We start from the raw sequence: 19,576 nt of genomic DNA on the forward strand, positions 1-19,576 counted from the left end.
GTTGCCTGCGTGATCACCAGAGGCCGGGTTGCTGAACGGTACGCGGCGGCGCTGCTATGAGCACGTACGAGGGCCCAGCCTCATCGCGGAGATTGCGGGGAGTGTCGACCCACGACTTTCCGGATTGATTGCGGCCGTTACCAACGGGAAACCGTGGACAACGAACGACATCCGGACCCGAAGGGTCTCCGGCGGCCTGTCGTGGGTCTTCGCTGCATGGCGGGTGTCGCACGATCGCAGGAGGTGTTGCGTTGTCTGTCGACCGGCACGACAGGTATGCCAGGACGGGCGCTGACCGCCCCGGCGGCCCGGTCCATCGAAGTGAGGCCGCGGCCGCCGAACGATTCGCTGTCCGCAGTACCGCGGCGTTGCTGGGCGTGGCGGCGGTCGGTATCGGGTTCGGTGTGCTCACAGCACTGGTCCGGGCGCGGTGGGCACCACTGCAGACCGCGGATCAGGCGGTCACGGACAGCCTGGTCTCCGTGGTGGCGGAGAACAGGATTCTGCAGAGGATTCTCATCGGTATCACCGATCTCGGAGGGACCGGCACGCTGGTCTTGGTGCTCGCCGTCGGCGGGCTCTGGCTGCTGCTGCGTCGCCTACCACGACTCGCCGTCTACGTGGTGCTCACAGGCGCGGGCGGACTGATTCTCAACCCGGTCGTGAAAGAGCTTGTCGCACGGCTACGTCCGGTGGTGGAGGCTCCCGTCTACAGCTCAGGCGGGTGGAGTTTCCCCAGCGGACACGCGATGGGCTCACTGGTGTGCTACGGCGTTGTCCTGCTGGTTTTCGCACCCGCCCTGCAAGCGGGCCCACGCCGCGCGCTGATCGGATTCGCAATCCTGATCGTGATCGGGGTCGGGCTCAGCCGGATAGCCCTCGGCGTGCACTACCTCACCGACGTCCTCGCGGGCTGGTTACTCGGGTCGCTCTGGCTCGTGCTGGCCACCGTCGCGTTCCACCGCTGGCGTGGCGACGCGCGAGTCGACAACGCAGGCCCGTTACCCGGTGACGTACCGCCGGCCGACGAAGACGACTTGCGGCCGGTCCCGCTTCGGCATCCGCCCACCCTGCCCCACCCATGGCGCGGGATCGGCGAACTCGCGGTCGCGTGGGTGCTGCTCGTCGGGCTGCTCGTCGGAATCGGCATGCTGGTGCGCGCCCCGGAGACCGAGACCCCTGTCCTGCGGTGGGACCACAGCATTGTGGCGGCGCTCGCCGAGCATCGTGACCCCACGCTCACCTCCGTCCTCGGAGTGTTCGGCGAACTCGGCAATACCACCGCGGTCATCACGGTCGCCCTGATCGTCGCCGCACTGGCGGTGGGCCTGATGCGCAGCTGGCGACCGGTGTTGTTCCTCGGCATCGCACTGCTGGGTGAGATCACGCTGTTTCTCGCCACCGCCGCGATCGTCGACCGCGACCGCCCTCAGGTCCCACACCTCGATCCCGAGCTTCCACCCACCGCCAGTTTTCCCTCCGGGCACGTCGCTGCCTCCCTGACGCTTTACGGAGGCACCGCCGCGCTCCTGTGGGCCACCGCCCGCCGAGGCCGGTACCGGCTTTTCGCCGTCGCACCGATTCTGATTCCCGTGCTGGTGGGCGTGCAGCGCATCTATGCCGGTGCGCACCATCCCACCGACGTCCTCGGCGCGGTCCTGCTGTCTTCGATATGGACCGCGATCGCCTGGTGGGTCGTCCGACCCGTCTCGACCGAACTACCTACGGCCTACCGATGCGTTCGCCTCGATGGGTAGCCGAGACTCACTGTTGTGCCGGTGCATGACGGCCGCCTCGGCGACCCTTGATCGGCGCGGCAGGTCGTTGGTCACTGTGCGCCTCGGATGCGGGTTCCAGGAGCGTCGAGGTGTGTTTCCACGGGAGGGATTTGATGCAGGTCGAGTATTCCGGACGGGACGATACCGGCTACGTCGCGATGACGACTCCGGGCCGGTCGACGCCACAGACGTTCCGAAGCGTCCTCGGCTGGGCCGTTGCGGTAATCCTCGCCGCGGCTGTCGTCGTGGTCGCCCGTGCGGTCGAATTGGTGGAGTACTGGCGTAACTATGCGCTGATTCGCGACTTCGAGAACCGTGCGTCGAGTGCGGAGCAGTACCTGCGTGAGATCGAGGGCCAGACGGCGTTGTCCTGGGCTTCGTCGGTGGCGTGGCTTGCACAAATGGTGTGTGGCGTACTGTTCGTCATCTGGACCTATCGGTCGCGGCGCAACACCGAATTACTGTGTGCGGCAACTCATCGGCTGTCGAGCGGATGGGCGATAGCCGGTTTCTTGCCGATCGTGAACTGGTTCCTGCCACCGGTCGTGGTCGATGACATCCAACGGGCCAGCGACCCGGCGACGCCGCCGAACGCCCACCGGCTCGTGGCCAACTCGACGACGCCGCTGGTCGTCATCTGGTGGATCGGGTTCGTCACGGGCTCGACCCTGCTCTTCGCCGCCTCGTTGTTCGGCATCGCACCCCGGTCGGGCGCCGCCGGGACCGATCGCGCGGCCCTCGGCATGCTGATCGGTTTCGGCGGCATGTTGCTGCTCGTCGCGGCGGCCGTCACGTTGGCCGTGATCGTTGTCCGCGTCACCCGCTGGCAAGAGGCGCGCGCGTCGGCGACCGTACAAGCCGATGGCAATGCTCACCTACAGCCGCCCGTTGCAGTCCAGCGAAACCTCGGGCAGCACACCGCCCCGGCTCCGATGAGACCGCTCGAGCCTGTCGGCGTGCTCGGCAACGTGGCCGCGGGCTTGTCGCTGACCGTAGTTGCCGCGACTGCCGTTGTCGCGATGGCTGTGTCCGAATCCGGGGACGTGCAGAACACGACGAAAGGAACAGCCGAATACGAAGCGGCCATGGATGATTGGGCGCCTTGGATACTGTCCGGTCTCGCCGTGTGGACGCTTGCTCTCTTTGCGGCGGGATCCGTATTCCTCTTCTGGCTCCTGCGCGCCCGAATCAACGCCGAGATATTGGACCCGGCTGCGCAGCGTCTCGGCAGGGGTTGGGCTCTCGGCGGATGGTTCGTGCCGGTGGGCAATTTCATTGTTCCCGCCATCGTCGTGGACGACGTGTACCGCGTGAGTTACCGCGGCTCGTCACCTTTTCGCGGGCCGGTGGTGGCGTGGTGGCTGGCTTGGGTCGCGGCGTGGGTCGTCGGATGGATCGGGCTCGCATACCTGGTGGCTCCAATGCTGTGGACGTCCGCCCTGCTGTACGCGCTCGCCGCCGTACTACTGACCACGGTTATCCTGCGAATCGATGCGGGTCAGCGAACAGCGTTCTCGTCCTCACCCGGACTTGGTCCGTCAGCGTGATGGCGATCGAGAAGCGCACCGAAATCAGGACTGCCCTGGATGTCTCGCCAACCAGCTGTCGAACCGCCGCGCAGCCCACAACGAGTGCGGTGTTCGAGTCACCGGAGACCGCTGCGATCCGGATCGCCGACGAACTCGTCGGCCGAATCAGGTCGTGAGGAGTCGAAGTTTGAGCGAGACCGACTCTGCCTTCCCTCCGGATGACGAGCATCAGCGATACGCTCGCTACCGCCGAGAGTTGGCGCGGGTGCTGCCGGAGCACGAAAGCGACATGATAAGCGCCGTCCTCGGCGATCCGGACAAGGCGATGGCGGAGGCCGCGGTGGTCGGACACCTCGACCGCCGGGCCGCGATACTGCTCACCGACCCCGGATTCCACGTATGGGCACGCGCCATCGCGCAAGCGATCGGTGAGCGCGAGTACGTCGCCCGCCGCCTGCGCGAATGGGCTCTACTGAGGTCGATCAGCACGGGTGAAGAGTGGACTGCCGACCAGGTCCGCGGCACCTCCGACTGGTTCCAGCGCAAAGCCGTGGAGATCGCGACCTCCCCCACTGTCCTCACCTTGCTCGCCGGCCAGGGAAGAACGCGCCGCGTGCGCGCGGCCGCCGCTCGCCGACTTCCCGAACGAAACCGCTAGCCGACGAGTGGCCTGCCTGGGCGGGCGGTTGTCACCGGGGTGGTCGGCGAGCGGCTTCGGCCTCGACTCGATCCGCGAGGCCGGGCGGGACCGAGGTGATGATGTGCTCGCGGGAAGGTATCGAGAGTTTGTGCAGGATGGCGGCGACCTGTGCGTCGACGGTCTTGGGCGCGCTTCCGCGGCGTACCGCGATCGCGCTGTTCGGCCAGCCCGCGGCGGCGAGGACCGCCACATCCCGCTCGGCCCGGGTCAACCGCTGCCATGGAGCGTGCTGCCGCTCACCATGTGCGATGGACAGGCGGGCGGGCGGCAGCGTGCCCAGAGCAAGTTGGTGGACTTCGTGCATCTCGGGCCGCAAGCTTCCGCCGTCGGCTTCTGCGGCGGCGAAACCTCTGGCGCCCAGTATTTTTCGCGCGACCCGCACGGCATGCACCGTTTCGTCCTGAAACGGCCCCAACCCCGTGATATCGATGCCCAGCCTGCTTCGCAGAGCCGAAGTTCCGCCGATGAGTCGGGCGATCTCGGTGGCCGACTCCACCATTCGAGCACGGTCGACTGCCGCGCCGCGGGCACCGTCGTCGACGATTCGTGCGAGAGCCCAGGCACGGGCTTGCACGGACCATAACGCACCCCATTCGTCGCGCCTGCTCAGCTGCAAGTCCAGGGCTCGGCGTGCGGGATGCAGAGCCGAACACGCATCACCATGCTTGGTCAGCGTGATCGCCCAGACGAGGTCCGCCCAACCTTTCGCGAACGACGTGCCCGAGGCATCGGCGTTGTCGAGGTAGGCAGCGGCAAGCGCCATGGCTCGGTCCGCAGGCCCGAGTAGGGCCGCCGAGAGGGCAGCGATCAGTTCGCTGATCGATGCGGCACTGCCGTCTCCGACTCGGGCGAACTTCGCGCGGGCACGACAGAGCACGATGGTCGACCTCGTGTCCCGCAGAACGAAAAGCAAATTGCCCCAAGCAAATTCCACCGCAGCAGGAAGTCCGATGTCGATTTCGGGGGTACTTCGCCAACTCTCGCGCAAGTCACTCTCGGGTGCGTATGCCTCGACGCACATCGCCAACAGCCGCTCTGCCTCATCCAGCTCGCCCTGGCACAGTGCGATCCACGCCGTCAAAGCCCTAGTAGAAATCTGCAGCTCGACCGGCGCCTGCGCCGATGCGTGCGTCGAGCGCAGCGCCAGCTCGGTCAAACGGCGCGCTTCCCTGAACGAGCCCTTGCGGAATGGGAGTTGCAGTGCGAGCACTCCCGCGCAGATTTCCAGGCCCGCAACTGCCTCGCCGGGAAGGGAAAGACTCCGTTCGACCGCGGTGAGGATGTTGTCCCACGCCGCCTGCGCCCAATCCTGCAACTCCGATTCGGCCGGACCGAACCAGTGAGCGGCCGCGTACGCGACCCGGTCGCGGTAGTACCGTATATGCCGTCGAGCCAGTCGCGCCGATTCGTCTGTTCCACCGCTCGACCGGAGACGGAGCCTTCGCTGCGCGAAGAGGTGCAGACTCTCGAGCAGCGAGTAGCGCACGGTGTCCGATGCGATGTGGACGGTGACCAAGGAGCGATCGCACAGTCGGTCGAGTAGCTGCCGAACCTCGGTCGCCGCCAGAGCGACCGTTTCGGTGGCCCCGGACTCGTCTTCCCGATCGCGTCCGGGCCGAGTGTCGTCGGCGCAGATGGCTTCGATGGCCTCCACATCCGCGCCGAACAGATCGGTAGCATCATCCGCGTCGACCGCCGTACCGGCAGCGAACACCGAAAGGCGTTCGAACAGCAACTGCTCCTCGGGCGGACACAGATCGTACGACCACTTGATCACGTCGCCCACTCGTCGGTGCCGGATTTCGACGCCCAACTGCGAACCGTGCGTCCAGTCCATCCGCATGTCGTCGGAGGAGGCGGCGCTCAGTTCGCGCAGAACCGCCGCCGGTGACCGACGGATCAGCCTGGCCGCGGCCAAACGGATGAACAGCGGGTTATTGTCGAGATGTCGGCAGATGGCGCCGATCGTGTGGTCTCCGCTCTCGCCCGTCACTCGGTGTCCGACCATCTCGGATCGCTGCCGGAAGAGTTCGATCGCGTCCCGCCGGGCCAAAGGCGGGACTACGACGCGATACTCGTCGACCCAATCGATCGCTTCGCGGCTTGTCGTGAGGATGGTCAGCTGTGGCACAGCGGCGAGCAAGCGGCTGACCACCTCGCCCGCTGCGCTCAGAACATGCTCGCAATTGTCCATGACCAGCAGGGGCCGACGCAGTTTCGCGCGACCGCCGGTGGGGCTCAGAGCGGTGGTCAAGGACTCCCACGAGGTCCGGCCGGAGAAGTCCGCCTCGACCACAGCCTGCAGAATTTCCTCGGCCACCAGGTCGGTATCCGAGCCAGCGGCCAGCCGCGCGAGTCGCACCCAATGGACCGGGGCTTTGATGGATCGCCGATACCGCCGTAGCGCCTCCGCGGCGAGGCTGGTCTTGCCGATACCGCCCGGCCCGAGCAAGGTGATCAGCCGCGCCCGGCCGAGTAGCAAGCTGACGACCTGCGCCAGCTCGGGCTCCCGGCCGACGAAGACCTCGGCGGCATCATGCCGATCATCCGCGATGATCGTGCCTGCGGGGCCCCTCATCGACTCCCCTCCTGTTGTCGACGATTGTTCCCTTCGTACGCGATCACGGAAGAAAGACGATCGCCGCCGCTCCGAGGACGTCGACCACCCCGCACCACTCCGACCACGCCTTGGGCACGACGCGGTTGCGGCGATGGTGGACGAAGTCCCAGACGCCGTGCGCCAGCCAGCCGCCCGCGAGCAGGTAGCGGCCGAGACTCTCGTCCGCGGTCGAAACCGCGAGGGCGATGCCGCTGAAGGCAGCCAGTCCCGCCACCTGAAGTGCGAATTCGCCGCGGTGCCACAGGTCGCCTCGAAACGCGCCGAACAGCAGGTAGAAGACGGCCATGACGGGTAAGAGCACAGTGAAGGGCCTCAGCTCCGAAGCCCCGTCGGCGAAGAAGACGACGACGGCGACGACCGCGGCCAGCGTCGGCCAGCGACTCTTGACTATGCCGACTCGCGCGGCGGAAGAGATGTTCATACAGCTCACAGTTCTGACCGGCGCGACGCCACGCGAGTGGGCCGACGGTCGATGTCCGAAATCTTGGGATCTTCGTCTTTCCGCTGTAGGGTCGGGCTGTGCGGGAGCGGATCGTGGTGGTGGTCGGCTATGACGGCGCGGAGCTACTCGACATCGCCTGTGTGACAACAGCCCTCGGGATGGCGAACAACATGGGAGCCCACCGCCCGTACCGCATCGTCGTCGCCACCCCAGGAGGTCGGCCGATCGAATTGCACTCGGGTCTGACACTGACCGGTCCGAGTTCCCTCGAACGCCTCACAGGGCCGCTGGACACGTTGATCGTCTCGGGCGGGCTGGGCCATGAGGCCGCCGCCGCCAATCCCCAACTGGTCGGTCACGTCCGGCGTCTGGCCAAGGAGAGCCGACGGGTGGCGTCCGTCTGCACCGGCGTCACCATCCTGGCCGCGGCAAGCATCCTCGACGGCAAGCGCGCAACTACGCATTGGCAGTACGCCGGTCTATTCGCCACCCGCTACCCCGAAGTCATGGTCGACCCGCGCCCGATCTTCATCCGCGACGGACACGTCACGACAGCGGCCGGAGTAACCAGCGCGCTGGATCTGGCGCTCGCCTTCATCGAGGAAGACCACGACGCCGACGTGGCGCGAACGGTATCCCGCTATCTGGTGACCTACCTGCAACGGCCCGGCAATCAAGCGCAGATGAGTGTGTTCACCGCGAGTCCTCCGCCGGAGCACGATCTCGTCCGCCGGGTCACCGCTTACGTGACCGCCCACCTCGACGATGACCTCTCCACGGCCGCGTTGGCGGCGCACGTCGGTGTCGGGGCGCGGCACCTCGCCCGACTTTTCGTGGACCAGATCGGATATCCGCCCGGCCGATACGTCCGCAAGGCGCGCGTCGACGCGGCAGCGAATCTGCTCATCACGACATCGCTGCCGATGACGGGCATCGCACGGCGGTGTGGGTTCGGCTCAGCGGAGACGCTGCGCCTCGCCTTCCTCCAGCAGTACGGGACGTCACCATCGCGATTTCGGGCAACACACGTTCGTCAAGCCGGATGAGCATCGTGGTGACGATCCGCGCCGAGATCGCCACCTCTGCCCAGATTCGCGGCCGCCTCGACCATCTCGGGAATATCGGACTGCAGACGACCCGCCCAGCCGGTGTGCTCCAACGGGTAGTGGTTCATCAGGATCAGGGTCTCGTCGGTGTTCGCCAGACCTTGGTAAGCGGCATGGATCGCCGCGTGCAGCTTCTCGGCCAACATGCGCCTGGCGCCCATGTCATGCAGCTCAGGCACCTCCAGGACGCAGAGCGGCTTGAGCGGTTCGGCATTGATCCGGCCGTCCAGCGCGACATTCTCCGCCGGATACTCGCGCAGCCAGACCCGTACGTCGTCGATGTGGAACACCTCGTCCACCGCCTCGGTGATCGCGGCCATCATGGCACGCTTGGCCTCCCCTCGGACCCCCGATGGAGCCTCGATGAAAATCTGCGGCATGACGCACTCCTCTGTTCTCAGTTGACCGGAAATCGATAGGATCCGACGACGGCGGCCTCCGCGACCATCGGCGGTTCGGTGACGCGGCCGCCGATCCCGCGTTGAAATCTCGCGAACGCCGGTGATCGGGCCAGTGTTCGCCCGTCCCCCTCGTGCAGAGCGACATGGACGAACGTCACGCCGTCCTCCAGCTGGAATGTGGCATATCGCAAGCCACCCGGGTTCTCGTCCGTCAACTCGGCGAATACCTGCTCGATCAGCCTCCGATTCTCCTCGGCCCGGTCGGGATGCGTTCGGTACCGCACTACGAATGCCTTACTCGTGTCCTGCGTCGGATCAGCAACCATAAGTTGGAATATAAGATCCAATAGTAGGAAAAGTCAACTATGAAGTGGGTTCTTCGGGATAACGGCTGGTAGGGTGGGGGCCATGGCAGGTAAGCGCTGGTACAACGACGGCTGCGCGGTGTCGCACGCCCTCGACCTCATCGGCGACCGATGGGCGCTGCCCGTGGTGCGCGAACTGCTGCTCGGACCGAAGCGGTTCACCGACCTCCGCTCGGGCCTTCCTGGAGCCAGCCCTGACATGCTGTCGCAGCGGCTGCGCGAATTGCGGCAGGCCGGCGTCGTCCGGCAGCATCGGCTGCCGCCACCAGCGGCCGCATGGGTCTACGAGCTGACCGAGTGGGGAGCCGAACTGGCGCCCGTGGTCACCCAACTCGGGCGTTGGGGTGGACGATCCCCGCTGCTGCGCCACGACATCCACAGCAGCGTCGACTCGCTCATGCTCTCGCTGCGAGCGACATTCGATCCCGAGGCCGCTGCGGGCGCCGCGATGGCGGTCGCTCTACGACTCGGCGACGACCGCTTCCGCGTCCGCATCGCCGGCGGTGCGATCCGAGTCGAGCGCGGCGACATCGACCGACCCGATGTCGTCCTCGACACGGACTCGCACACCTTGGACGACTTGCTCTACGGCGGAATGGATCTCGAGTCCGCCGTGCACGCGGGGACGGTGCGCGTGACGGGCACCCACGCCGTGGCGCAGCGTTTCCTCGATCTCTTTCCGCTGCCCGACCAAGTCCCCGCCGTCAGCGAGAGGGACTGATTCTCGGCGTGAGATCCAAGGGACTCGAGTTGCCGTTGTTTCGCATTCGCGGGTTCCTGTGTATTCCACGCATCCGAACTCTTCGCGCATCAGGAGGAGATAGGTATCCCGTCGGTATATGCTCGGTCGACAAACGCCATCGTCGGCAGAGCTTTTCACTCCTCAACAGTGACGAATGAAGAGAAATCGGCCTGCTAAGGTGCGGCGATGAGCGATTCGACGTCCAACTCAGGCGATCAGACCTGCGCGAATTTCGATGAATCGACGTCCGACAGCCATGTTGTCGACGAGGTCGACTTCGAGAAACGCACGAGAGAACGGCGATACGCGAACCGACTCCGCAATTCCGATGTGCGGTATGCGTTCCTGATAGCTACGGGTCCGCTCGGGTTCGCCACGATGATGCTTCTCGACCATCGCGCTGTCAGCGCCTTTGAGGCGGAATGCCGCGCAGCAGACCACCCCGGCGCGCTCAGCCTCGGGCATCCCTACGGACTGTGGCTGCCGATCGGCATTGCCGCGGCACTGACCGTATCGGCGGTCGTCGCGGTTGTCCTTCTCGTCCGGGCCTTGACGCGACCATCTTTTCAGCGGCGGCATACGGCAGCGGTGTTACTCCCGGCCGCACTGCTCGTCGATGCGGTATGTCTGCTGGTGACCTCGAATATCCTCGTCTACTACCCTGGGATGGATATATCGACGCCTTACGGTCTACGGTGCTCGATGCTCTGACTCGCCCCTCTTCGCGGGCTATGCGGCGGATGCGTCACCGCGACGTAATTCGTCTCTATGGCAATGCTTCTCACGCGACTCCGCGAAAAAAGTCCGGGCAAGTTTCGTTACCGATGGCGGAACGGCCAGTGCAGAGCGCCCAGGCCGACTCCGCGACGCCTGACAGCGCGAAGGCGTAGCCGAAGAACACGGCCAGCCCGATGACGACCAGGGGGACGATCGCCCGTTTCAGGGCGCCCTCCTGAGCGGAGATGATCGCCACGCCTACGGCGAAAGCCGGCATGACGGCCGAACAGATGGCGGCGACCTGAGGCGCCCATGCGACCCAGCGGCTCAGTGGTCTGCGCCGTTGAAGGTGAAGGCAGCCCAGTGCAATGGACGCGCGTGCGGGCGCGACTCCGGTCGCGCCGTCGCTATTCCGGCAACAGCGGTGGAGCTGTACTCGCTCAGCATCTCGCGTTTTTCGCGGGCCGTGCTGTCGCGCACCTGCCGTTGCGCTCGGCGCAGGGCTTCGGCACAGGTGGTGTCTGCCGAATAGAGTTCGCGGTAGAAGCGGATCATGAGTTCGCTTGTACTGGTTTGCGGCACCGACCACAGGCTGCTGATGATCGCCGCGGCACCGGCGCGGAGCAGGGCAGTGGGAAATCCGATTGCCTCGTCCATGGTCGCGGTTCCGATCTGCGCGGTCTGACATGCCGAGAGGACCGCGAGCCGCAGGTTGAGTGGAGTCGCGAGGATATCGGCGATCGAGACGGCACTGTGGTTCGCCAGTTCGAGTCGGGTCCGCAAAGGTTCGGCCAGACTGGCCCGCGCATGACAGGACAGATGCGCGAAGTCGGCATCGGCCAATGCCGTCAGCACGTTTTCCCGGGTGCTGGACCGGCCCCGCAGCCGGGTGCGCGCAGTGGCCGCGTATCCGGCCAGCGCGGCATCGCACTCGAGTACCGACGTGGGCAGGCGGCCGCCGCGGGCCGCTTCTGGTTCGTCGACAACCAGGATGCGCGACGCGGTTGCGGTCCGTAGGCGGGATCGAGCGTGCAGGACCGCAGCGGCGTTGGGTGCGTAAGTGATCAAGAGGTCGTCTATGGCGTATCTGCGGTGGGTGGGGTAGGCGGTGTCCGGGGTCCACGCGGCATGCCATGGGAGAAAGGTCAGCTGCCCCGCCGGGACCAGGGTGATCCGCTGTTGGCCTCGGGTGGCGTTCAGGATGTGTTCCATGGCACTGGTCCATAGCCAGTCACCGACGGGGTCGAGCTCGCGTGCCGGATCACGGAGCACCGCCAGAGTGCGTTGCTGCACGGCCGATGCGGTGAGGTTGTCGAGGCGGATTCGCTCCACGGAACCATCCGAAGCAACGATCAGCGCCTGACCGCCGAATCCGGTACTGGACAGGTAGACGAGCGGGCCGTCGGACGCCGCGTGTCGAATGTCATCGACGCTCGCGGGTTGGCGGAACAGCGAAAGACCCGGCACCGACCTGATCTCGGCTATCGTCGCGGCGAGTTCCGCGCGCAGTCTTCTGGTATCGGCGGGCGTCGGCGGCGCAGGGGTTGTGGCGGCGGTCAGTCGCGTGAGGTCGGCGGTGTCCTGAACCGCCGCCGCGGCGAGCTGTCGCTGGTAGCGCTCGGCGAGTTGTTCGTATCCCCGTGCGCGGAGCAGCTCGGGCGCTCCCTCGCGGTCGTTCAGGGCGTTGGTCGTCATGATGGCAAGGCCCTGTTCGAGCGTGTGTACGGCATCGATGTGATTACCGGAGGATGCCATCGCGAATGCGGCGTGCGCGGCACGGCCCTGTGCGCCACGCAGTTTCAATTCCGTGTTCTGTGCGGAGAATTGCCGGGAGACTGCGGCGCGGGTCAGTTCCCAGGCGTCTGCGTAATACCGTGCCGCGCGTTTCCAGTGACCGCTGTCCGCGTGGAGTTCACCCAATCTGGTGGCGGCCGCGAGCCGGAATACCGGACGATTCTCGGATGCGAGGTAGACCTGTTGGAACGCTGCGATCGCGTCGTCGCGGTGGGAAGGGCCGAGATCGTCGAGCATCTGTCCGATGTTGTACAGATGTATCAGCCTGTCCGCGACGGGAGCCGAACTATCGGCGTGGCGAAGCGCTTCGAGCGCCCCGACCGCCGCTGCCTCGTCGCCGCTTCGCGTAGCGTGCACGAATCGCATCGACAGCAGATGCTGTGCGATTTCTCTACCGAGAGCAGTGTCCGGATCGATGAGAGCACTCGCCGCGTCGAGGGCCTCGATCGCTTTCTCCCCCAGTTGCTTCCAGCCCGTTCGCATGGCAGCCGCGAATCTCGCACGGGCGATCTGCTCGAGCAGCAGCGCCTCCTTTTCACCGGGCATCGCCGATTCGCCGAGCGCTTCCGCCGAGTCGTTCGCCAACATCAGTGCGCGGCCGAGGATGTGGTCGTCGTGGGACTGATCGTGCAGTTCGCTCAGCGCGTCTACGAGGTCTCCCTGGTAGAGGTGGTAGCCGATCGTGCCGGGTACCAGCATTCGAACGGCCTCTTCGAGCGATTGCACCGCCCGAAGGAGATCATCGACTTCGTCCGTCACTCGGAATCTCGAGCGCAGCAGCCCTGCCTCGGCATCGAGGATGCGGACGAGCGCATCCGGCGCGACGAATGCGGCTTCACCTGCCAGGTCGCTCAGGCAGGCATCGAGCTCACCGACATCGGCTGGTACTCCTGATTCCCTGATCGCACGATGCAGCGCAAATGCTTTGTTGATGACGCCTTCGCCGCCGTCGAAAACCTGGGTGAGATCGAAAGGACGTCGTGCCCAATAGTCGTTTCCGACGTGCAGGACTGTCGTTCCGTCGATCGTCTCGTAATCGATCCGTGAATACATCGATGCCGCTGGCGCGATCGGTCGGCCCTCATCCAGGTCGTCGAGCAGTCGCCGCAGGGCGCGTAGGTCTCGAAATTGCTGTTCAGTCGCGGTTTCGAAACGCTCGAGCAGCACTTGCTTTGTAATCGGCTGCCGCAGTGCCGGATACGAGGAGAGCAAATTCTGCACGGTGAGTGTGCGTGTACCGAGTGCGTTGTCCGTGGTGCGGACATCGATCAGGCGGTCGAGCAACTGATCAGCCGATTCCCGCGCGGCGGACGCGCGCACCGCGAACATGTCATCACGTCGCTGTATCCGGCCCTCCGCCGCGGTCCTGCTCGGTTCGTCGGGTGGGTCGAGCACAACCAGATCGGGTTCGAGCGCGCCGAACGCGGCGATGTATTCGTCGGCGAGTTCGATCGCGCGATCATCGCTGGATTCGGTGACGATCTCGCCGTAGACGGCCGCGAGCAATCCCTGTTCCGATCCATGATCGGCAACAGCGCCGAGAATCGCGCGGAGGTGGAGCAAGTCGTTCGCGGCGTCAGCACACCCTGGTGCGTGCGCTGCCACTTCGAGCAGGTCGATGGCGTCGATGATCTCGTCGGCAGAAAGTCGGCCGAGTACCGCCTTCTTTTCGGATGCCGAGGTGGTCTCGGGCACCAGGCCCGCGAGGGTCTCCAGAATGCGCCGCACGTCTGCGATATCGGTTGTCCGAAGCTGTGCCTGCCAATCGGTGGTATGCGCCAATCGCACCATGACGTATGTCAATGCGACTCCCGCAGTTACACCGGCGTCGTGACAGCGTGCCAAGGTCCAAGCGCATGTGCGATACCTATCGCCCTCTTCCGGTGATCCCGCTCTATCCGCCTCATCCAGCAGCCAGCGGCGCACGTCGGCCCCGAGCAGTCCCGGATGGCGACGCAGAGTCGTGACATAGTCCTCGGTGGTCTGTGCGTGCAGGATCGCTTCGCTCGCTGCGTCCGGGTCGTCTCTATCGGGATCATCGATGTAGTAGGTGAATGCCCTTTCGATTCCAGATGACGCCGCCGCGATGATCACCGCTATTCGCTGCAACCATTGCGTCCGCAGCGGTTCCGGATTCCTCTGCGCCTCCCCGACGAGAGTGCGACGCGACTCAGCGGACACCGCCATCAGGAGAATCTCGGGGTGCTTGCGAAGCCAAGTGACCGCGTGGGCCGGGGCGGCGAGGTTGCAGAACGCGCGAGCGAGGTCCAAGTCGAATTCGCGCGGAGGTTGTGGGTTGGGTTGTGTCGTCACATCCGGCGGTCCTCGGTGACGACGGTGGGAGCCGACAAACCGTCCGCGCCCACGACGAACTGGATGATGCGAACTTCGCCTTCCGGCAGGTGGGCAGCGACGGACCGCGCTCGATCCTGCGCCGCGGCAAGGTATCCGACGAGAGCTTCGCCGGACACCTCGGCCAGATCGGCGGTCACCTCCACCACGACCTGGTCCTCCGAATATACGGTGCGCAGCACCACGAGCCGATCCGACGGACGCTCCGATGCGGCCGCAGGCCGAAGCCTCTTGAAAGCCGCAACCAGGCGCGACCACACCGTGTCGGCGACCTTCTCCACGGCCCACCCGGCAAGCGGCGCGGCGACAAAGGTGACAGCAGCCAACGCTGCCGCCTCCACGCCGAACTTATCCGGTTCGGCGTGATCGATCGCGTACGCACCCGCGGCGCCGAACCGACGTGGATTCCTGTCGACCTCATCGGAGTCGACACTCAGCCCCGCAGCGGCCGCGACGGCGTAGAACTCCTCGGCGAACTCCGCCGCACTCCCCGCCAGGTCCGGGTCACCGAACCACCCGAACAATCGCACGGACCCCTCGATACCCATTCGCCCTCCGCTGATCGTGCGAACCGACCGATCCAGGGTATGTGAAGGCCGCCACGTGCGCCGCCGCGACGAGCACTGGGGACTAGTACGTCATTTCGCGTCGCAACGGTCAGCCGCCGTCCCGACCGAGTCCCGGAGCATCTGTCCACGATTCCAGTCGATCGCGGGTTTCTCGCGTATCCGGATGGTCTTCTCCGAGCACACGTCGCCGCACGGCGAGCAGTTCCGCGTAACAGCGACGGGCGCCGACGACGTCGCCGGCGCGGCCGGTCCATTCCGCGAGGTTCTCCCGGGTGAGAAGGGTCTCGAAGTCCGCTTCCCCGTAGATCCGCATCCGCGTCTCGAGCAGTTCGGCGAACATGTCCCGCGCGGTCGTGAAGCGACCGCTGCGGCCGTACCAATAGGCCAGGTTGCCTTTGGCGACCAGCGTCGCGGGATGTTCTGTGCCGGAGATTCTTTCGCGCAGTTCCAGCACTTCGCGATGCAACTGGACGGCGTCCTCGGTTTCGCCGGCCATCCCGGTCCACCACGCGAGGTTGGTCATGGCCCACAGCGTGTCGGAATGCTCGGTCCCCAGCACCTCGATGCAGACCGGGACCAGTGCCGAGCAGATCCGCAGAGCCGCGGCAGCGTCACCGGATTCACCGATCCACCGTGCGTATTGGTCGCGGACGCGCAGGACATCGTTGTGGGTGGCGCCGAGGACACGCTCGAGCACGGGGAGGAATTCGGCGTACCTGTCACGCGCTCCGGCGATGTCTCCGCTCTGCCCGATATAGAAAGCGAGGTCCGCGCGTATCCGGAGAACGTCGGGGTGTTCCGGTTCGGAAATCGCCAGTTGCAGTGGCAGCGCATCGTTCAGCATCGCGATCGCGAGCCGATTGTCGCCGGTCTGCGCGATCCAGTTGGCGAGTTGCACTCGCCAGGCCAGTGTTTCGCTGTGTTCGGGGCCGAATATTCGCGCACAGTCCTCGACCAGCTCGGCGAACATCGCCCTCGCCGCGTGCGGATCACCCGCGTCGCCGGTCCAGCGTGCGAGCCGCGCCCGCGCGGCGATCCGGTGGACGTCGTGCGGCGGCAACGCCTCTTCGAAGGCCACCAGCCAGGCCGCCCACGAGGCTCGGTTGTCGATCGCTCGGCGTCCGGAATCCGCGCGGTCGAGGAATTCCACCGCGCGAGCGGCATCTCCGCTTCCGAGGAAGTGACGCGGCGCCGCCGACTGCGCATAGGTGTCGATGTCGGGCCCGGTCAGCTCCGTAAGGGCGGACGCGAGAACCGAATGGGCGTCGAAAAGGGTAGTCGGATGGTCCGCGGTAGCGGCGGCCTGAAGTAATGGGTCGGCGAACGTCGAATGCGCCAAGCCCACTCGCTCGTCCTCCGCGCCCGGATGCCCTCGCGCCACCAGAATGCCGAGATCTACGACGACGTCGCGCAGTTGCGGCAGCGCCACCTGGGGTCCGAGTTTGTTCAGCGCCTCGGAGATCAACCGCAGCGGAGCGACCGGCCCCGGTCCGACCGCCGCGAGCAGCGCGACCAGCCGGCCGGTCGACGCGGCCCGGGCACGATTGCGGGTAGCGGTGCGGAAGCGGCGCACCACCAGCGAGTGCAGGTCGACCGCCCCGTTGGGCCGATCGAAAGCCCAATCGACCTCGGAGATCAGCCGCGGAACCAGCCAACCGCCGCCGATCGCCGTGATCTGCGCGCCGAGCGCTCGGTCCAGGTCAGAGGGGACATCGCGATCGAATGAGGCCAGTTCGTGCAAGATTTCCGACAGCGATGGGGGATGTACCGGGAATACCCGAGCGTGGGCGAGCTCCGGCCGATCCTCGACCCCGGTACCGGACCGGATGGCGACGACCACGCGGACATGGCGGAGCCGGTCATCGGTCGTCAGGGTGACCACCGCCGCGATGAGGCCGTCGCGGCCACCCTCCTGCGGTTGATCCAGTCCGTCGATGAGGATGCGGATACGGCGCCCTGGCGTCCGCAGGCGCGACAGCGGCCGCACGACGCGGATCTCGAACTCGCTGAAGCGATCGTAATCGGTCAACTCCGCGCGCACAGACTGCTGCGCCGCAGGGAATTCGTCGCCGAACCGCTCGCCCAGCTGCGCCTCCAACTCGCCGATCACAGTCTCGACAGTGCCGGAGACATCGAGGAAGACGGCCGCGGAGACGTATTCGGCGGTGAGCGATCCCAGAGCGGGGGTAAGGCCCGGACGGATGAGGAGGGAGATTATCGTCGATTTGCCGGCTCCGGCCGGGCCGACCAATGCCTGCAGCCGGTCGCCTGCGGACTCGACCATAGCGACGAGGGTTTCCTGAACCGTGGTGGTCGCCGACACGGTCTGGACCAGCTGATCGACCAAACCGGCCGCAGGGCGTCCGGTTACGGCATCACGCAGCCGTGCCCGGTTCGGAACCAGCCACAGGCCGAGGTCGCCGCGGCGAACTTGGGAGCCGTTGAACGATAGATGCCGGGGCGTCTGCCATTCGCACGCGATACCGAGTTCGGGCGTGAGGTCGGCACAGAGCAGATTCGTGCCGCTGTGATCCAGTCCGCTCTGGAATGTTCGCAGCAGCGTGCGGGTGAAGCACCCGTCGTAGGCGTTGCCGTGGTCGGAGGCGACGAGCAATTCCATTCGGCCCGCGGCCTTCTCCAGAATTCTGACCCATCGGCTACCCGCTCCGAGCGCTCCGGTTCCGGCCTCGCACGCGTCGACGAGGACGATCAGCCCGTCCAGTGACTGTGTCCCGCCCAATTGCTCGGCGACCACATTGACCAGGTGCAGGCCCACATCGGAGTCCAGCGGCTGCGCCGAGTCGCGGGCGAGCAGGAAGAAGTCTTCCTCGTTCATGGTGAAGCCATGACCGACGAACGCGATCAGCAATGTCGCACCTGCGTCGTCGGCGCGCCGGAAGGCCGCTTTCACACTGCGTTTGAGCTCGATGATCGTCGGATCCAACAGCGGGCCGCTGTCGACAGGTCGCCATCCGCCCGCCGTCACGAGGGTGGCGTGCAAGGCTTGCGCGAGTTCCGACGTGAAGCCGAGTCGCGGAAAGTGCTCACATTCGCTTCCGATAACGAGCAACAACCTGTCGGCCATGGTGAAACTATCGGGTAGATCCCCGGGACACACAACTGCGCCGACAGTTCGAGTAGTGGCGATGGCGCAGACACGTACCGGAGTCGGCGCGGACAAGTAGCCGATCCTCGTGACAGCGTCGTGCCGGGCGTGGAACATATGAGCGGGCAGGGCGATACGACTGTCGCCGGACCGGTTTCACGCTCTGGTTCAGGAGGAAGAAGACAATGTTCCCGACTCGCAGGCGCCTGTCACTCGGCGGAATCGTCCTGTCCCTGGTCGCGGTGCTCGGCTCCGCGACGCTCAGCGGCACCGCATCGGCGCAACCGTCGCCCAAGGTCTTCACGTGGGACCACGACATACGCGAGGGTGACTGCACGATGTTCCGCGGCGCGCGATGGGTACTGAAGGTGGACGGCAACGCACACTTCACGGCCAAGGTCACCAGCAGCGACGACCACGACGCCTGGCTGATGTGGGCCCAACTCCACGATGCCGGCGGGCAGTACCTCGGCAACATCATCGCCCACCAGCAAGGGGAGATCGCCAAGTTCGTCATCGATCTCCCCGACAGCAGCCGGCAGTACGACTGGTGGGTCCACGGCACCTTCGATCCCGCTCTTCTTTCCCGCATCGACCACATGTCCTTGCGGTCCGCCTGCTGACCGGTACGGGACCGCAGCTCCCCTACCCGGGCGCCTCGCACCTGCCGAGCCCACCTGTTCCACCCAGCGAAAGAGTCACCGAACATGCGCACTCGCACTCGACGACTGAGCCTTTCCGCCTCGGTTTTCGCCACAGCCGTACTGACCTGCGTTCCGGCGGCCCCCGAAGCCACCGCCGCGATCACCGGAGTGAGCGTCGCCGCCGGTCCTGAAGGACTCGCGGTCGGCTGCTCCTACACCGTGACGGCCACCGTCGACACCCCCGCACCCGAAGAAGGCGACGTCACCTTCCTCATCGCGGGCGGCTCGGTCCCCGGTAACGGCGAGCGTCTCCCCGGCCCCACCACCTACCACCCCGAATCCGGCACGGCCACCATTACCTGGACCCCGAAATACCGTGGGTCTCAGAACCTCATAGCCCAGCAGTTCAAACCCGGCCAGTACACCAGCACCAAATACATTCCCGTCGACGTCAACACCACCGGAATCAACACCGGCAGCTCCTGCCTCACACTCTGACCGGCATTGATGTCTGCCGACACAGGTCGGCCGCAGCCGCCCGGCGGCCGACCTGCGCGGCGCGTTCCGCCGATCCGGCCGCGACCGGGACTGTGGATCTAACGGTGTTTGCGGCCTGACGCGCTGAACGATGTTCAGCGGGAAGGTGCCGTGATGACGACACTTGATGCTGTGGCGAGGAAGAAGGCCCAGGCTTCGGCTGAGGAGCTGGCG

The 19,576-nt window shown here is 65.9% G+C and carries 16 protein-coding genes; 8 read left to right on the forward strand and 8 right to left on the reverse strand.

The window, feature by feature from the left end; genetic code table 11:
• Positions 1–251 precede the first annotated feature (251 nt).
• The 3 genes from IU450_RS37160 (at position 252) to IU450_RS37170 (ending at position 3,965) form a co-directional block, all read left to right on the forward strand.
• Positions 252–1,757, forward strand: coding sequence for a phosphatase PAP2 family protein (locus IU450_RS37160; protein ID WP_195154402.1), 1,506 nt, complete (start codon positions 252–254; stop codon positions 1,755–1,757).
• Between the two features lie 134 nt (positions 1,758–1,891).
• Positions 1,892–3,325, forward strand: coding sequence for a DUF4328 domain-containing protein (locus IU450_RS37165; protein ID WP_195154403.1), 1,434 nt, complete (start codon positions 1,892–1,894; stop codon positions 3,323–3,325).
• 169 nt (positions 3,326–3,494) lie between these two features.
• Positions 3,495–3,965, forward strand: a complete 471-nt coding sequence (locus IU450_RS37170) for a hypothetical protein (protein WP_195154404.1) — start codon at positions 3,495–3,497, stop codon at positions 3,963–3,965.
• Between the two features lie 31 nt (positions 3,966–3,996).
• Here the strand turns inward: IU450_RS37170 and IU450_RS37175 are convergent, their stop codons facing one another.
• Positions 3,997–6,585 (reverse strand): ATP-binding protein, encoded by a 2,589-nt coding sequence (locus tag IU450_RS37175; RefSeq protein ID WP_195154405.1) that lies wholly within the window; start codon positions 6,583–6,585, stop codon positions 3,997–3,999.
• Between the two features lie 43 nt (positions 6,586–6,628).
• Positions 6,629–7,048: a hypothetical protein gene (locus tag IU450_RS37180; RefSeq protein WP_195154406.1), complete on the reverse strand. Its 420-nt coding sequence runs from the start codon at positions 7,046–7,048 to the stop codon at positions 6,629–6,631.
• A gap of 98 nt (positions 7,049–7,146) precedes the next feature.
• Between IU450_RS37180 and IU450_RS41150 the strand changes: the two genes are divergently transcribed.
• A complete protein-coding gene (locus tag IU450_RS41150; protein ID WP_195154407.1) occupies positions 7,147–8,115 on the forward strand; it encodes a GlxA family transcriptional regulator in 969 nt (322 codons plus the stop codon).
• Here IU450_RS41150 and IU450_RS37190 read toward each other — a convergent pair.
• Together IU450_RS37190 and IU450_RS37195 are read right to left on the reverse strand one after the other, a co-directional pair.
• Positions 8,103–8,495 (reverse strand): tautomerase family protein, encoded by a 393-nt coding sequence (locus IU450_RS37190; protein WP_228835656.1) that lies wholly within the window; start codon positions 8,493–8,495, stop codon positions 8,103–8,105. The genes IU450_RS41150 and IU450_RS37190 overlap by 13 nt on opposite strands.
• A 77-nt stretch (positions 8,496–8,572) precedes the next feature.
• Positions 8,573–8,902 (reverse strand): hypothetical protein, encoded by a 330-nt coding sequence (locus IU450_RS37195; protein ID WP_195154409.1) that lies wholly within the window; start codon positions 8,900–8,902, stop codon positions 8,573–8,575.
• Between the two features lie 82 nt (positions 8,903–8,984).
• Here IU450_RS37195 and IU450_RS37200 point away from each other — a divergent pair, with 82 nt between their 5' ends.
• Together IU450_RS37200 and IU450_RS37205 are read left to right on the forward strand one after the other, a co-directional pair.
• Positions 8,985–9,662, forward strand: a complete 678-nt coding sequence (locus tag IU450_RS37200; protein WP_195154410.1) for a winged helix-turn-helix transcriptional regulator — start codon at positions 8,985–8,987, stop codon at positions 9,660–9,662.
• A 207-nt stretch (positions 9,663–9,869) separates the two neighbouring features.
• Positions 9,870–10,394, forward strand: a complete 525-nt coding sequence (locus IU450_RS37205) for a hypothetical protein (protein WP_195154411.1) — start codon at positions 9,870–9,872, stop codon at positions 10,392–10,394.
• A gap of 70 nt (positions 10,395–10,464) precedes the next feature.
• Here the strand turns inward: IU450_RS37205 and IU450_RS37210 are convergent, their stop codons facing one another.
• The 4 genes from IU450_RS37210 to IU450_RS37225 form a co-directional block, all read right to left on the reverse strand.
• Positions 10,465–10,656 (reverse strand): hypothetical protein, encoded by a 192-nt coding sequence (locus tag IU450_RS37210; protein WP_195154412.1) that lies wholly within the window; start codon positions 10,654–10,656, stop codon positions 10,465–10,467.
• A 71-nt stretch (positions 10,657–10,727) separates the two neighbouring features.
• A complete protein-coding gene (locus tag IU450_RS41155; RefSeq protein ID WP_195154413.1) occupies positions 10,728–14,507 on the reverse strand; it encodes a CHAT domain-containing protein in 3,780 nt (1,259 codons plus the stop codon).
• Positions 14,504–15,094, reverse strand: a complete 591-nt coding sequence (locus IU450_RS37220) for a hypothetical protein (protein ID WP_195154414.1) — start codon at positions 15,092–15,094, stop codon at positions 14,504–14,506. Before IU450_RS37220 ends, IU450_RS41155 begins: the two co-directional genes overlap by 4 nt.
• A 109-nt stretch (positions 15,095–15,203) precedes the next feature.
• Positions 15,204–18,200 (reverse strand): tetratricopeptide repeat protein, encoded by a 2,997-nt coding sequence (locus IU450_RS37225; RefSeq protein WP_195154415.1) that lies wholly within the window; start codon positions 18,198–18,200, stop codon positions 15,204–15,206.
• A gap of 206 nt (positions 18,201–18,406) precedes the next feature.
• On the opposite strand from IU450_RS37225, the gene IU450_RS37230 reads away from it, so the two are divergent.
• Entirely contained in the window at positions 18,407–18,844 is a 438-nt protein-coding gene (locus tag IU450_RS37230; RefSeq protein WP_195154416.1) for a DUF6294 family protein, read from the forward strand.
• A gap of 84 nt (positions 18,845–18,928) precedes the next feature.
• A complete protein-coding gene (locus tag IU450_RS37235; protein WP_195154417.1) occupies positions 18,929–19,363 on the forward strand; it encodes a hypothetical protein in 435 nt (144 codons plus the stop codon).
• Positions 19,364–19,576 lie beyond the last annotated feature (213 nt).

This window comes from Nocardia abscessus, assembly GCF_015477775.1.
Classification (GTDB): Bacteria; Actinomycetota; Actinomycetes; order Mycobacteriales; family Mycobacteriaceae; genus Nocardia; species Nocardia abscessus_A.